This is a genomic window from Neoaquamicrobium sediminum, assembly GCF_013240295.1.
GTDB classification, from domain to species: Bacteria; Pseudomonadota; Alphaproteobacteria; order Rhizobiales; family Rhizobiaceae; genus Aerobium; species Aerobium sediminum.
In genome coordinates, this window is sequence record NZ_JABETK010000003.1 from 196428 (window position 1) to 211324 (window position 14897).

A 14897-nucleotide genomic window follows, 5' to 3' on the forward strand; every position below is an offset into this window, starting at 1 on the left:
CGGCAATGCAGGATCTGCCGGCAACCGAAGTGAGGACGACCTGCCCCTATTGCGGGGTGGGTTGCGGCGTGCTGGCGCGTGTCGCCGCGGACGGCAACGTGACCGTCCGCGGCGACACCGACCATCCGGCGAATTTCGGCAGGCTGTGCTCGAAGGGCTCGGCGCTGGGCGAGACGACCAGCCTCGAGGGACGGCTGCTTGTGCCGGAGATCGGCGGGCGCGAGACTTCGTGGGACGAGGCGCTGGACCTCGTCGCGCGTCGTTTTTCGGAAACCATCGAAAAACATGGACCGGATTCGGTCGCGTTCTACATTTCCGGGCAATTGCTGACCGAAGACTATTACGTGGCCAACAAGCTGATGAAGGGCTTCATCGGTTCGGCCAACATCGACACCAATTCGCGGCTCTGCATGGCGTCGTCGGTTGCCGGCCATCGCCGCGCCTTCGGCGAGGATATCGTCCCTGGCACCTATGAGGACCTCGATCAGGCCGACCTTGTGGTGCTAACCGGATCCAACACCGCATGGTGTCATCCGATCCTCTATCAGCGGTTGCTGGCGGCTCGCGAGGCGCGGGGCACCAAGATCGTCGTGATCGATCCCCGGCGCACGGCCACCGCAGAGGAATGCGACCTGCACCTCGCAGTCGACCCCGGCACCGACGTGCTCCTGTTCAACGGATTGCTGGCCCATCTCGATATTGCCGGCGTGATCGACCGCAATTTTGTCGACTCTTCGACGACCGGCTTTGCCGAAGCGCTTTCGGTCGCGAGCGCGGAAGCATCCTCGCCCGGCGCTGTTGCCGCCGGATGCGGGTTGGCGGAAGCCGACGTGCGGCTGTTGTACGAGCTGTTTGCCGCAACGTCGCGAACCGTCACCGTTTACAGCCAGGGCGTGAACCAGTCGGCGCATGGCACCGACAAGGTCAACGCCATCATCAACTGTCACCTTGCGACCGGTCGCATTGGCCAGCCCGGCATGGGGCCGTTTTCGGTCACGGGGCAGCCCAATGCAATGGGCGGGCGCGAGGTCGGCGGGCTGGCCAACCAGCTTGCCGCCCACATGAATTTCGACCGGCCGGAAGACGTCGAGCGCGTCGAACGGTTCTGGAGCGCCCCTGCGATGGCGCGGCAGGCGGGTCTGAAGGCGGTGGACATGTTCCGCGCCGCCGGCGACGGGCGAGCCAAGGCGCTGTGGGTGATGGGCACCAACCCGGCGGTCTCGATGCCGGATTCGGCGCGTGTGCGCACCGCTCTGAAATCGTGCGAGTTCGTCGTGGTCTCGGACGTAACCCGCACCGACACGACCCGTTATGCCGACGTGCTGCTGCCAGCTGCCGCATGGGGCGAGAAAGGCGGCACCGTCACCAATTCCGAGCGACGCATGTCGCGCCAGCGGCCCTTCCTGCCGGTGCCCGGCAATGCGCGAGCGGACTGGCGCATCATCTGCGATGTCGCGCAGCGCATGGGATTCGGCGATGCCTTCACCTATGATGGACCGCTGGAAATTTTCCGGGAACATGCCCGGTTGTCGGCGTTCGAGAACCACGGCGACAGGCTTTTCGACATCGGTGCGTTGGCCGAGATTGCCGATGCCGAGTATGAGCATTTCCCGCCTCGCCACTGGCCACAGGCGAGTGGTGAGCCATGCGCGGAGCGCCTGCTGGTGGACGGCCGGTTCCCGACACCGGATGGAAGAGCGCGCTTTGTTGCCGTTCGTCAGGAGGGCGTGGCGCTGCCGGTAGATGCGAAGCGTCCCATCGCGCTCAACTCCGGGAGGCTGCGCGACCAGTGGCACACCATGACACGAACTGGCCGGGTTCCCCGTCTGATGGCGAACGTGCCCGCACCGACACTCGAAATCGCCCCGCTGGACGCACACCGGCGCGGGCTGAGGGATGGCGATCTCGCTCATATATCGAGCCGCTACGGGTTCGCCCGGGCACGCGTCACCGTCTCGGACAATCAGAAACCGGGTACAGCTTTCCTACCGATGCACTGGAGCGGCCATTTTGCCGCCAATGCAGGCGCGGGATCGCTTGCCACGCCGCTGAGCGATCCGTTCTCGGGCCACCGGAACTGAAGAACGTTCCAGTACGCATTGAACGTGAGGCCATCGCCTGGACGGGCGTGCTGATGACGCGTCGCGAGTTGCGGCCAACGGGCTTCGTCCACTGGACGCGGCATCCGGTCGACGGCGGCTGGGTCTACGAATTGTGCGGCACCGAAACGCCGGACCAGGGCATCCTCCTGTCGCGCCGCCTGCTGGATGGGTCGCCGCGCAACCAGTTTATGGAATACACCGACCGGCGCGGCCTGACATACCGCGCTGCTGCCCTCGATCCGGCCGGTGCTCTTGCCGAGGCACTGCTGGTGGCACCCCTGGTCAACTTCCTCCACGAGACTGGCTGGTGTCGTTGCTTGGCGCGCGTGAGCCGCTGGCGGCGGGGCAGCGCATGGCGCTTCTGTCTGGACGTTCGCCCGTGCCGATGCCGTCGATCGGCCGTGTCATCTGCTCCTGCTTCAACGTCGGCGAACATCAGATCGCGGCAGCAGTAACGCGTGGGGCCGCCGTTGGAGGACATCGGTCAGCAGCTTCGCGCGGGTACCAATTGCGGCTCGTGCCGCTCCGAAATCAGGACACTGCTCGATGCACATCGTCTCCAGGCTGCCGAGTGACCCCGCGCCGCGCATAGGAGCGCTGAGCGTCCTTCCCGTCTTCCTCGACCTGACAGGCAAACGTGCCGTCGTCGTCGGTGGCAGCGAGGCCGCCGCATGGAAGGTCGAACTGCTGGTGTCGGCAGGTGCCAACGTCGACCTCTATGCTGGCGAGTTGTCCGAGGGCATGGAGGAAGTGGCGGTGCGTCACCCGGCAATCCGTCACTTTCCGCGAAGCTGGCGCGCGGGAGACTTGAATGGCGCGGCGGTGGCGCTCTGCGACGCCGAACACGACGTCGAGGCGGTGGCTTTCGAGCAGGCGGCGCGCGAGGCTGGGGTACCGTGCAACATCATCGACCGGCCGGAGTATTGCCACTTTCAGTTCGGAACGATCGTCAACCGCTCGCCGGTCGTGGTCGGCATATCCACGTCAGGCGCAGCACCCGTGCTGGGGCAGGCGATCCGGCGGCGCATCGAGACGCTGCTTCCGCCCACACTCGCTGGGTGGGCGGGGCTGGCTCGGGATTGGCGCCGCCGTGTCGCCGAGGCGCTGCCGGTTGGGCCGGCAAGGCGCAGGTTCTGGGAGCGCTTCGTCGACCGTGCGTTCGGGCCAGCCGCGGATGAAACCAGTGAAGCCTCCCTCCTTGGCGGACTGCAAGACATCGAGTCCCGCGGGCACGTCACCTTCGTCGGGGCAGGTCCCGGAGACGCAGAGCTCATCACGCTGAAGGCGATACGTGCCCTGCAGGCGGCCGACGTCATCCTGTTCGACGATCTCGTGTCGGATGAGGTGCTGGAACTGGCCCGGCGCGAGGCAAAACGTATTCTCGTGGGCAAGCGGGCGGGGCGTGCAAGTTGCAAACAGCACGAGATCAACGACCTGATGGTAAAACTCGCCAACGCCGGGCGACGGGTGGTACGGCTAAAGTCGGGCGACCCAATGATCTTCGGGCGGGCAGGCGAGGAGATCGCTGAACTGGAAAGGCATGGCATCGGCTACGACGTGGTGCCAGGGGTCACTGCCGGGCTCGCTTTGGCCGCCACACTTGGCGTTTCCCTCACGCACCGTGACAAGGCGCGATCGGTTCGTTTCATCACTGGGCATTCACAGCATGGCGGCCTGCCCGATGATATCGATTGGATGGCGATAGCCGACCCCTCGACCACGACGATCTTCTATATGGGCGGACGGACAGCTTCCTCGATCGCTTCGTTATTGATCTCTCATGGCATGCCGCCAGAGACGCCGGTTGTTATTGCGGCCGACATTGGGCGGATTGGTGAGACCAAACTGTGTTGCGATCTGGCGGATCTGTCAAAGGGGATCAACACCCTCCTCAACGGAGGTCCGGTGGTGATCGGAATCGGTTCCGTGTTCGCCGAGAGAAGAGCGGACCCAGCCACCGTCATGGCCGCAGGGTCATCGTGGACGGACGAGTTCGGGGACACTTGCCCGCAAGTCTCGTTCGAGCGGCGTGCCGCCTTACAAACCATAGTACAGATAGATCGCGTAACATGACGCTATTCCGACGACGATGTTCATCGGCAGCCCGATTTTAACGAAGTCGCTGAACCTGTAATTGCCGGCGCCGTAGACAAGCGTGCGGTCTGATAGCCAATAGGCGTCGCAAAGCTCGCGCTTGCGCCAAACATTACGGCTACAACGAGCGCCCTTGGCTCGATCCCTATTTGTTGGCAAGCCTGATAACGATGGGCGTGAAGATGACCGCGACTGCATTGTTCGTCACGCATTCGGTTGACGTTGAGGCAAGGGCATAGACAATGGATCGCTGCTAGAGAGTGATTTCGCGGCTGCTTGGTGCCGAAAGCATATGCTGGCAGGAGCGAGCCACGATCCAGCCCACATGAGCTATTCAAGCGCCTTCGATGTCCATGAACAGAATGGCAGGAGGCTATTACCGTTTTCGCAGATATGGTAACAAATCGTCTGGCGGCTGTAATGCAGGCGTGCTATTACCGTCTTCGCGTAAACGGTAACAACGCACATGCAGCACATCTCTCACAGCTACCAAACCATCTACTCGGAACTGGCGCAGCGCGCATTGGATGGTGCTTTCACCTCTGAGTTCAGCGCTGACGGCCGCTTCATCACCGCTGCGGTCAAGGGCCGTCGCTACTGGTATTTCGACATGCCTGACGGGCAGGGGGAAGAAGCGAACCTATGTCGGTCCTGTCGATGATCCTGAGGTCACCAAACGGGTGGACAACTTCAAGGACCTGAAAAGCGACATCCAAGAACGCAGGAAACTGGTCTCTACGCTCGTTCGTCAAGCATATTTGCCACGACCTGAACGAGGCGTCGGCGAGATTGTCCAAGCGTTGGCCGATGCAGGCTTCTTTCGGCTTCGTGGTGTTTTAGTTGGGACCGTTGCGTTTCAATGTTATCCGGCGGTTCTGGGGGTCCGTCTGCCCCGCACCGCCATGGTTACCGCCGATGCGGATTTTGCCCAATTCCATTCGATCTCGGTTGCTGTCGAAGATCAAATGCCGCCGGTGCTCGAAACGCTGAAGCAGGTGGATCCAACCTTTCGAGAGATACCGCACCAGAACGACGGTCGCTTCACAACGCAGTATACGTCCCGCGCCGGATACAAGGTGGAATTTCTGACCCCAAATACAGGATCGGATGAATATGGCGGACGTCCTGCTCCAATGCCTTCACTTGGAGGCGCGTCGGCGCAACCGCTGCGATTTCTGGATTTCCTGATATACAACCCGATCCGTGCCGTTCTGCTGCACGGGGCAGGGGTTCCGGTGAACGTGCCGGCGCCTGAACGATACGCAGTTCACAAGCTGATAGTCGCAAGCCGGCGTCGGACCGACGGCGATGGCACGGCAAAAAGCCGCAAAGATCTTGCACAGGCTGCAACGATCATGGAGGTCATGATCGCCCAGCATCAGGCGGAGGACTTGGCCGAGGTTTTCATTGAGGCCTGGGAGCGCGGGCCAGCTTGGCGCGAAGCGATCCGTAAGAGCATACGTCAGATCGAAGACGCTGCCAGAACGCAGATCTACACGGGTCTGTCGCACGGCATTCGGAATCTCGAAATTGATCCTGCTGATCTCGGACTCGACAAAATATTGGAGAATGGCGAATAGCTGAGCAACCGGCGATCGCAGCGACCGACCGGAAACTCAATTCCGCATTCCTCTAATTTCATTTCAACAAACCATCGCCGACGGCAGGGGGCTCTCGGATTAACTCGCTACGCTGATTTCTTCGGCCACCGGACAAACATCTCAACTGCGCTCGGAAGGCTCTCGTTAACGTTGACTTCCGGCGGTGCGGAAGGTGATTGACAACGATTACCAAAACAGAAGAAGATTATATCGACACTATACTTTTCCACCAGCGTAACAACGAGACGAGTGCCGCGGGGGCGGAGAGGTTCTCGTGCCACAGAGCCTTGCGCTCAGTGATCTGGTCGCTCCTTACTTCCTGAAGGGGCAGAACCTGAACGCCTTCCACGCGGCATTTTCCGTGCTGCGCGTGGTCGAGCATGAGACGGCAAGCGACGCTTTCGGCATCTCCATCCGCGGCCGCGCCGAGTTCCAGGGCCGGCTCAGCATTCCCGGTCCAAACGGTGCGCTATTCCAGTTCCGAAACGACGAGACCGATCCACCTTTCGACCCGGCGCAGCGCGACCCCGTCTTCGATCTGTCGGAGACGAGCATCAGCTTCGAACTGCATGTGCCGCGCACCGCGTCCACCATCATTGCGGCAGGCGCCGCGCAACTTGCAGGCGACGCCAACTTTGCCGCCGCTCGCGCGGTTCTCGCCGATTGGGATCCGATCCCTCTCGACGCGCCGCCATCCGACTTTCCGGCCTCGGCCTTCACGCTGGACCTGATCGTCAACGCACCAACCTTCCGGCCCGGCGGACTGCGGCCGGCGCGAATGACTGATGACGGGCTCTTGGTGCCCGACACCAATTTCAGCGAAGTGGTGCTGAATCTCCCCAAACTCCGCTTTCGCCTTGCCCACGATCAGGGTGACGGCAGGCTGCGCTTCCTGCTTTTGTCGAGCGGTGTCGAGAGCCTCGACGACCCGACTGACATTGCCACATCCGAATTCATATCCATGGTTCCACCCTATGCGTTCGTAAACGGCACCGACATCGGCATCGGATTCCGTGGCGGGACGCTGGACCTGTCCAGCGAAAGTACCCCTCCGGACGTATTGGAGCGGATCGGCGTCGGCGACGATTGGCAGGGCATTTACCTGCCGGAACTGCGCGTGTTTGTCTCCGGCGGCCGCAACGGTTTCGCATATCAGTTTGGCGTGCGCGATTTCCTCTTCGGTTTTGGTCCAAACGGCGGCATTTCGGGCGACTTCGAGGGCAGGATTTTCAACCAGGGCAGCGGTGACCTGACGGTGGGAGCACGCTTCTTCGACGCCTCCGGCCGCAGTTTTGCCCTCCTGGAGCGGGACGGCGCGACCGCCTCCGCAGTGTTGCCGGCGATCACCCGGATGGTCGTGGACGTGGAGGGTGGGCGCACGCCCTACGGCGTGTCGGTCTCTGTCGACGGTGCTGCGCCAGCAACCGGTCGAATCTTCGAGATCGATTTGTCAGCCAATCCCACCGCCACAATCGCTATCGCCGTTGCGGACGCAACGTCCGGCGCGCCGGACAGCGCCGCGCTGACGATCGCCGCGCGCAGGGGCGATCCGCGTACCATTGTCGTTACCCCTGGCACCGCCGCCGAACCGGCCAGGCAGGCGATGATCGCTGTTGCCGCCGGCGCGAACCCACGCATTGTCATAAAGGAGCAGAATGATCGCTTCGTCACGCTGACCACAGAGCCTCTTGAGCGTGACGTGCGATGGTCGCTTGACGGCGGCGCCGAAACGACGCCGCGACCGAATTTCACAGTCGAGGTCGTAGCCGGCGCCTCACACCAGATTCGCGCGAGCATCCCCGGCATGACGGTCGAGGCGATGCCGGTCTATTTCTACTTCGACCTCCCACCGAAGCCGGGCGCAGGCGCGGCTGAGCCACAAATCCTTGCCTCTGTGCTGCCGGAAAGCAACGACCAGGTGTGGACCAGCCTGGCGCGCGGCAGATCGCCAGGTTCTGGTCGCGAGACCGGCGGCCACCGGCCCCTGACGGGCGGCAACCATCCTGCAATCTTCGAGGCGATCGATCCCGCCGTCACGCAGATCCAGATCGTGGGGCATGCCAGCTTCGAGGACGATGAGAGCAAGCTGGAGCACAATTACCAGCTGGCTCGCCGACGTGCGATTGCCGTACGCGAACTGATCCACCATCACTACCCTGGCCGCTTCTCGCCCAGCATAGACCCCGAGCCACCGGTCAAGGAGAGCTACGTCGCGCTTCCTGCCTGGAAGGCTGCCTGGATGACGCACAAGTCGCCTTCCGATCGTGACTGGTGGAAGGCCGAGATCAAGTTCAATCCTGACCCCAGCCGTCCGCCACGCGCCTCTGATGCAACATTGACCCGTGATCCGTCCGGCGGTGGGACGCCGCCAGTGATATCGGTCATTGACCCGCCAGTTCCGAACCCACCGCAGCGGCCCGACTGGTTCCGCAGCGCGGGTGTCAAATTGCGGGTCATCGAAAGCCGCTTTGTTGCGATCCAGATCGACGGCGAGATCGATGTTCAGACTGCCGCCGAGGAAAAACTGCGCAATACCGGCCAGGTCCAAGGGCAGCCTGCCGAACGTGTTCGCACCCTGCAACGGGGTGTGCCGCTTGCGCCCGACAACCCGGGTGACGGCATCACCGCGTTCCGCTTCCTGCTGCAGGAAAACGAGATGACCGGCGAGACGGTGGTGTCGTTCTCGATCGGCGCCGACCCGTCTGACACCGATGGCCTGCTCGCCGTCGGTTGGCTTCCCGGCGAGGCACGGACGCAGAGTTTCTGGCGCGAACCTGCTGGGCTCTTACATCTCGTTCTGGCCGCTGCTTGCCAAGGCTGCGGACCGCGATGTCGGCTCGCCGGTCGATGCCGTGATCACGGGTGCCGAGCTGGCCCTTCCACCATTGATCGCCGCGCTGCCATGGTTCACGGTCGAACGCGTCATCCTGCACGGTGCTGAGTATCTGGCGCGCTGGCATGTGGCTGGCAGCGAGGGCAACATCTATTTCGACCTTGAGGCGTGCTGGTCGGCGTCCCTGCCTTCCGAGAATGACTGGCTTGTCCGCATCGATCCCGCCGCACCGCTCTCCGTCCGCTACAAGGCAATCGGCGTGCGGCTTTCCGACTTTGACGATGATGGTGCTCCGATCGCGCCGCGTTACGAGTTCAGGCCGGTCTTCGACAGTTCGCGCGGCTACACGATCGGCCTGCAGAACTCCGGCGGGTTGATGCTGCGCCCGCCCTTCGACCGTATCTTCAAGATACTCGGCGCGCGGCTCTCACGCATCAATCCGATGACATTCGAGGTCGAGATCGGAATGGGTGTCGATTTCGGGGTCGTCTCATTCGACAGGCTGGGCATACGTGCCTATCTCGACCAGCCCCGACCACCTGAGATCACATCCATCGGGGCACGTGTCGACATTCCCGGGGCACTTGTCGGCGACGGTTACCTGTCCATCAGCAAGACCAAGATAGGAGGCCAGATCGACCTGACGGTCCGCGCCATCGGGTTGCGCGTCGCTGGCGCGCTTGAAATCGCCGACATCTCCGAAGCCGAAGGCGGCCCAGCGACCGGGCTCTTCGTCGGCCTTGACCTCCTCCTGCCAGTCGGCATCCCGCTTGGCTCGACCGGCCTGGGGATATTCGGCTTCCGCGGCCTGTTTGGCATGCACTATGCACGCACGCCGATCGGCGCTGACAAATCGGTTCCATCTATCGAGTGGCTGAAGGCGGCAAAGGGGCGACCGAACCTGCTCAAAACCGAACCTGCTCAAACGGAAGAGGAAGAGGAAGATAGCGGCGTCATTTTGTGGGAGCCGCGGATCGACCGCTGGTCGTTCGGTGTCGGGACCATAATCGGCACCATGGAAGGCGGTGTGCTCCTCAATCTTGACGGAACGCTGCTTCTGGAACTGCCGGGGCCAAACATCCTGATAGCGCTCAATGCGCGCTTTCTGACACCGCCGCCAGCGATGGAAGAGGCCGGAGGCGTTGGTGGCGTCCTGGCCGTCCTGGAGATTACCCCGCAGCACATTGCGATCGGCATCTACGCCACCTACGAGATCGAGAAGCTGATCGAGATCAAGATCCCGGCGGAGGCCTTCTTCTCGACCGGCAATTTGCGCAAATGGCACTTCTATCTCGGCGCCCGCCCCGACGTCCAAGGTCCGGGTCCCGCGGTCGTGCGCGTACTCGGCATCGTCGACGGCACCGGATACCTGATGATCCGCGGAGAGGGCCTCCAAGCATACAAGGACCTACCCGGCATCACCGGCTTCGGCATCGGCATCGGGGCCGGGGCCTCGTTTATCTGGGGTGATACCGACATCGGTCTCTATCTCAAAGTCGGCGGCGGCTTCGACGCGGTCGTCGGCTTCGACCCGATGCTGATCTCCGGCACCATGAGCGTCTACGGCGAACTTCGCCTGTTCATTGTCTCGGTCGGCGCGGACGTCCACCTGACCGTCACCGTGCGCGAGCAGGACGGCCCCCTGCCAATCGCCGTTCGGGTCGACGGCAAGGCGTGCGGCCATGTCGATTTCTTCTTCTTTGAGATCAGCGAATGCGTCTCGATCTCTTTCGGAACGCCGGGCATCGAACCGAACGTGCCGGGACTGATCGGCAAGGTGGCGCTCAAGAGCCGTTCGCCCGCATTGACCCAGGGAACCGGCGTCGACCGTCCCATCGACGGCAGTCTGGGCGATGCCCATGAGAGCGTCGGCGTGCCGGCGGCCAATGCGCCGCTGCCGGTGGTGCCGATTGATTCCATCCCTGTCATCACCATGCTGGCGCCGCCGGTGATCGAGGGCGCCGCCTTCCTCGGCACGACGCTCGCACCGCCCCCGAACTTGGACATGACGGACAACGGCTTCGTCGATCGCGGTGGGGAGCGCTATCGCTACGGGCTGCAGGTCCTCGAACTCGAACGCATCGCGCCAGACGGGTCGGTGATCGACCCGCCCGTGCTCGGCATCGGAACGCCGACGCGCTGGTGGACGCAGCAGGGTGCGACGGGCGATCCTCGGCAGCGCAACTGGCGTTGTTGACCTGGGACCTCGACCCCGCGCCCAAGGCCATCGAGACCAGCGACAAGCGCACCGAGACGATCCGCGACCGCTGGCAGACGGTGTGCGACGACGCCGCGCCGCCGGCCGCCGTGCTGTGGACGTTCCGCTTCGAACCGCTCGGCCCGAGCACGTCCGGCTGGGATCTTGCCGGCATCGCCTGGCCAGACCCGGACGGCACGCGGCGGTCCGGGACGGCAGACGCCAGGCTCTTCGTGCACGAGAAATGGCGCAGCGGCATCGCCTGGGTGGACGCCGCACGCGGCATCGTGCCGGCGATGGTGGTGGGAGGTGCAGTTCCCTGCATCCGCCGCACGCGCCCGCTGCGTGACCTGGCCGAGATCGTGCGCGTCGGCGGCCGCGGTCCGGTCATGCGCGAGGAGGGCGCAGGTGGGCGGGACGGATTCTCGCTTGCGCCAGACGACACGGTCCTTGCAGCACTTGTGGGCTCGGATGAGGTCAAGCCTTTCAGGGTTCCGGAGACTTTGCACGCCAAGGCGCTTGCCGACATGACGGCGAGGCCGCAGCGCGACCAGTTTGCAGCAATAGCCGCGCTCGGCCGCGGCGAGGAGGTGTCTCGCGCTGACATCCTGGGGGCATTTTCGCCGGTCGGCACGTTGGTCGCGGGCGAAAAACGCGCATGCGAAGCGCGGGTACTGCAGTCGCCTCAGCTTGACGACGGGACCCTCGTGCGCTTCGCCGGCCCGCTGAAGGAAAAGCTCGTCAAGGAAGCGTTGGAGAAGGCCGGCATCGTGCACGGGCCGCTGGACGACACGCTCGTCCTGGAGACCGCAGGGTTCGACCGCTTGCGCCTGCTGCTGTTCCTTACGCCGATCGACGAGGCGGCGACGATCGTCATCCGCGTGCTCGACGAGCAAGGCAATGAGCTGGAATCGCGGCCCGTCACCTTCGACGATCTCGTGCCCCCGCGCGACCTCCCCGAGGAATGGACTAGGACTGACATGCCGTGGGCGGCCGGAATCACCGACGTGTTCGCCTTCCTGGAGGCGGAGAAGCGCCTCGGCCGCTACCGCGCGGCCCTGGTCGAACTCGGCCCACATGAAAAGGCCGCTCGGGTCGAGATCGGCGTGAAGCGCTCCGATCCGCAGCTTCGTCCGTTCCTGCTGCCCTACTATCTCGCCGCCATCGAACTGCTGCGCCTTTCCGAGAGGCTGCGCTTCGACCACGACACCACCACGATCGACCGCGAGCGGGAGATCGTGACCGAATCGCTCGGGCCGGCGAGCACCGACAACGCCTTCCTCTTCCCGTCCTCGCTCTATCGCTGCCGGCTCAGCTGGGCCGGGACCCGCAAGAGTTCCGGCAAGGCCCGACAGGGCGAGCAGAGCTTCTGGTTCCGCACCGATGCCGAGGCACCGGCAAGGCTGGACTCGTTCGTGCTGATGACCTCGCCGATGGAAGGCGAGACGCACTATTTCGGCGGCGAACCCCCGCGCCTCGTCTTCGCCACCGCCGACATCGATCGTCTCTACGGCGCCTACGGCAAGGAGCTGAAAGTCCGCTTGCAGGCGGCCTCCGGACGGCATCCGCCGGGACAGGATGGAACGGCGGGCCAGATCGACATCTCGGCCGCGACCCTCGCCGGTGCGGGCTCCCTGGTCCTGTCCCCGTTCGAAGACGCGCTTGTCGGCGTGCTTGATGGGCAGTGCATCCCGATCGACGGTGGCCGTACCCGCCAGACAGTGGTCGTGATCCCGATACCGCTGGAGCCTTTCACCGACTACATCATGGACGTGGTGGCGGTGCCGGTCGGTCAGCATGCGACGCACGAGACACCGTTTATCTACCGTCGCCACTTCTCCACCGGCGGTCATGCCACGATGACGGACTTCGGCGTTTCGCTCGGCGGGCTGACAGTCGGCCACCGTGCCCTGCAGGCCGGCATGACCATGACGCATCTGGCGCCGTTTGCCGGCCGTGCCCCGATGGGCCAGGAACTCGACGAGGCTTTTGCCCGCGCCGGTCTTGATGTCGACGGAGCGCCGCGGACGCCGAAGGTGACGGTGCTATGGGAGCCCGCCCCCGGCGGCAGCCGACCGACGGCCATCCTCGTCGATGCGGACGAGCCGTTGTCGCGTGCCAGGCTCTATCCCGAGAGCGTGCCCGACCCGGATGGGCTCCCTGGCACGAGGCGCTGGAAACTTGTTGAGAAGGAATGGCTGGGCTTCCAGCCGGCGGCCGCAAGTGCGGGCCTGATTGAAGGTGAGCCTGTGATTGCCCCGGGCGGCCAACGTGCATTGATATTACTCAGATCCGGCGCGCTCGGCAGCCGTATCCAGCTTGAACTGGTCCGTCGACCGTTTTCCGAACCCTATCTGGCGGTTGCCGAGGAGCGCAGGATTGTCGTCGACCTGCAGCTTTCCCAGCCGCCGTGGGAAGAGTGAGATCGCCATGGAAGAGGAATTCATCCTCGATCCCGATCGCTTCCTGCTTGCCGCCGCGCTGGTGGACTGGGCCGCGCTCGCACGCCGCGACGAGACCCATATGACGGCACTGAAGCAGAGCCGCGAGACTTTGGTGCGAGGCGTGCAGCTGCGCTGGCTGCTGTCACCGGAGCTTGGTTACCCGACCGAACCCTTTGAGGTTTGGCGGCGGCCGGCGCTCAACGTGCAGCTGGAAAAGGAGCTGCCGGTCGAGGACGAGACACTGATCGTCCAGACGTTGTTCAACTGGCGAGCCTTCGCAGCGCCGTCCCCAATGGTTTTTATTCGTGCAACGCTCCAAGTGACGGCACCGCAGGCTAATGTCATTGCTTTTGCCGGCGCGCCCTTCGGCTCGGCTGTCGTCGGCATCGAGACCGTGTCGAGCGGCTTCAGGACGATCTCGTTTTCCGCACCACAGATTGCCTGCCTGGTGCTTTTTGACGGGGTCGAACTCCTGCGCTGGGTCGGCATTGACGGCCAGGACGCCAACCGGGGTGAGTGGACGCTCATCGAGCGCGTTGGGCTGCCCGTCGACCAGGGCGAGTGGAACGGCGTATTCGGCCTCGACGCGGATCAAGGGCCAGCAGGCATGCCTATGCCGCCGGTAGACGCCGCGCTGTCGCGCTTTTCCCGGGGCGCTGCGCCGTTCGGATGGCAGAGCGCCTTCGCGCCAGGCCGTCTTGCCCCCCACTGGCGGAAAGCAGACCCCAAAGCCTTCCTCCGGGTTATGGAGGACGACGTCCTTGACGGGCTGCTGGAGATGGTGACCACCCGCCCGCCGAACCTGCACGGCACGCTGGAACGCTCGGTGGACCTGGCCGCCGAAGGCGGAGGGGAAGCTGCCGCGGCTACCTTCTCGCTGCTTGGCACGCTGATGTTCGCCGCTGCGACCGATCCTGTCGCGAGCCTGCTTGCCGGTTTTGGAACCGCAGTCGAGGAAATAGACATCCCGCCGATCTCCGTTCGCGACGTCGAATATTTCAACGATCCCAACAGGAGCGACAGCGATTTCCGCGTTACCGCGCGTTTTGCCAACGGGCTCGACGGTCAGTCTGACAAGATCGCCTTCGCTGCCATCGCGCTGTCGCCGCGCCGCGTCGTCCCGCCACCACCACCGGCCAATCTCAGTATTCTGCAGGAAGGGATGCGCTCGCCGCCCACGACCGATGGTGCATGGCGACCGGTGATGCGGTTGGGATGGGATCGGCTGCCGCCCGGTCTGCCGCTTCGATCGGCCGCCTACGCCCATGCTCGCAGCGTCGGCGGGGCCCGCACCGCGCAGGCGCTTATCCTGCCGCGCAGGGGCGACGAGGCGCTTCAGCCGATCGGCGTGACGACCGGCAGCGACGTACCTGCGAACGTGCCGCAACTGCGCGCCTCGGACGACAGCTTTGCCATACCTGGTAGTCCGGCCGTCGTTCCGCTTCTCTACGGCGTCGCCCATCAGGACATATTCGGTGTCTGGAGCGAGTGGCGCACCGCCCCGATTAATGTGCAGGAACCCCCGTGCAGATCGTGCCTGTCTTGTCTGCGTCGCTCGACACTACGGCCTCCGCAGGACCCTGTCCGGCCTCGCTGACGGTGGAGTTTGCCTGGGACTGGGCAGCG

The 14897-nt window shown here is 64.0% G+C and carries 7 protein-coding genes and 2 pseudogenes; 8 read left to right on the top strand and 1 reads right to left on the bottom strand.

What is annotated here, in order from left to right; all coding sequences use genetic code 11:
• Window positions 1-5: 5 nt before the first annotated feature.
• Both HK436_RS23670 and cysG read left to right on the top strand, forming a co-directional pair.
• A pseudogene (locus tag HK436_RS23670) lies at window positions 6-2677 on the top strand (nitrate reductase).
• Window positions 2649-4175: a siroheme synthase CysG gene (cysG, locus tag HK436_RS23675; protein WP_173194038.1), complete on the top strand. Its 1527-nt coding sequence runs from the start codon at window positions 2649-2651 to the stop codon at window positions 4173-4175. Before HK436_RS23670 ends, cysG begins: the two are co-directional and overlap by 29 nt.
• Here cysG and HK436_RS31715 read toward each other — a convergent pair.
• Window positions 4140-4440, bottom strand: a pseudogene (locus HK436_RS31715) (SLC13 family permease); the annotation flags it as partial. The gene cysG and the pseudogene HK436_RS31715 sit on opposite strands and share 36 nt — an antisense overlap.
• A 222-nt stretch (window positions 4441-4662) precedes the next feature.
• Here HK436_RS31715 and HK436_RS31720 point away from each other — a divergent pair.
• From HK436_RS31720 to HK436_RS23700, 6 genes are all read left to right on the top strand, one after another.
• On the top strand, window positions 4663-4857 hold the full coding sequence (locus HK436_RS31720; protein WP_244649370.1) for a hypothetical protein: 195 nt from the start codon (window positions 4663-4665) through the stop codon (window positions 4855-4857).
• A 19-nt stretch (window positions 4858-4876) separates the two neighbouring features.
• Window positions 4877-5776, top strand: a complete 900-nt coding sequence (locus tag HK436_RS23680; protein WP_312860711.1) for a nucleotidyltransferase family protein — start codon at window positions 4877-4879, stop codon at window positions 5774-5776.
• 295 nt (window positions 5777-6071) lie between these two features.
• Window positions 6072-8738 carry an OmpA family protein gene (locus tag HK436_RS23685; RefSeq protein WP_173194040.1) on the top strand — a complete coding sequence of 889 codons (2667 nt, stop codon included), beginning with the start codon at window positions 6072-6074 and terminating at the stop codon, window positions 8736-8738.
• Window positions 8650-10827: a hypothetical protein gene (locus tag HK436_RS23690; protein WP_173194042.1), complete on the top strand. Its 2178-nt coding sequence runs from the start codon at window positions 8650-8652 to the stop codon at window positions 10825-10827. The genes HK436_RS23685 and HK436_RS23690 overlap by 89 nt, the downstream gene beginning before the upstream one ends.
• Window positions 10773-13250, top strand: a complete 2478-nt coding sequence (locus HK436_RS23695) for a hypothetical protein (protein WP_173194044.1) — start codon at window positions 10773-10775, stop codon at window positions 13248-13250. Before HK436_RS23690 ends, HK436_RS23695 begins: the two co-directional genes overlap by 55 nt.
• 7 nt (window positions 13251-13257) lie before the next feature.
• Window positions 13258-14868, top strand: a complete 1611-nt coding sequence (locus tag HK436_RS23700) for a hypothetical protein (protein WP_173194046.1) — start codon at window positions 13258-13260, stop codon at window positions 14866-14868.
• The last annotated feature ends 29 nt before the right edge of the window (window positions 14869-14897 follow it).

Coding starts and splice junctions, on each gene's coding strand:
- HK436_RS31720 (WP_244649370.1), top strand. CDS start 4,663: ATGCAGCACATCTCTCACAGCTACCAAACCATCTACTCGGAACTGGCG.
- cysG (WP_173194038.1), top strand. CDS start 2,649: ATGCACATCGTCTCCAGGCTGCCGAGTGACCCCGCGCCGCGCATAGGA.
- HK436_RS23700 (WP_173194046.1), top strand. CDS start 13,258: ATGGAAGAGGAATTCATCCTCGATCCCGATCGCTTCCTGCTTGCCGCC.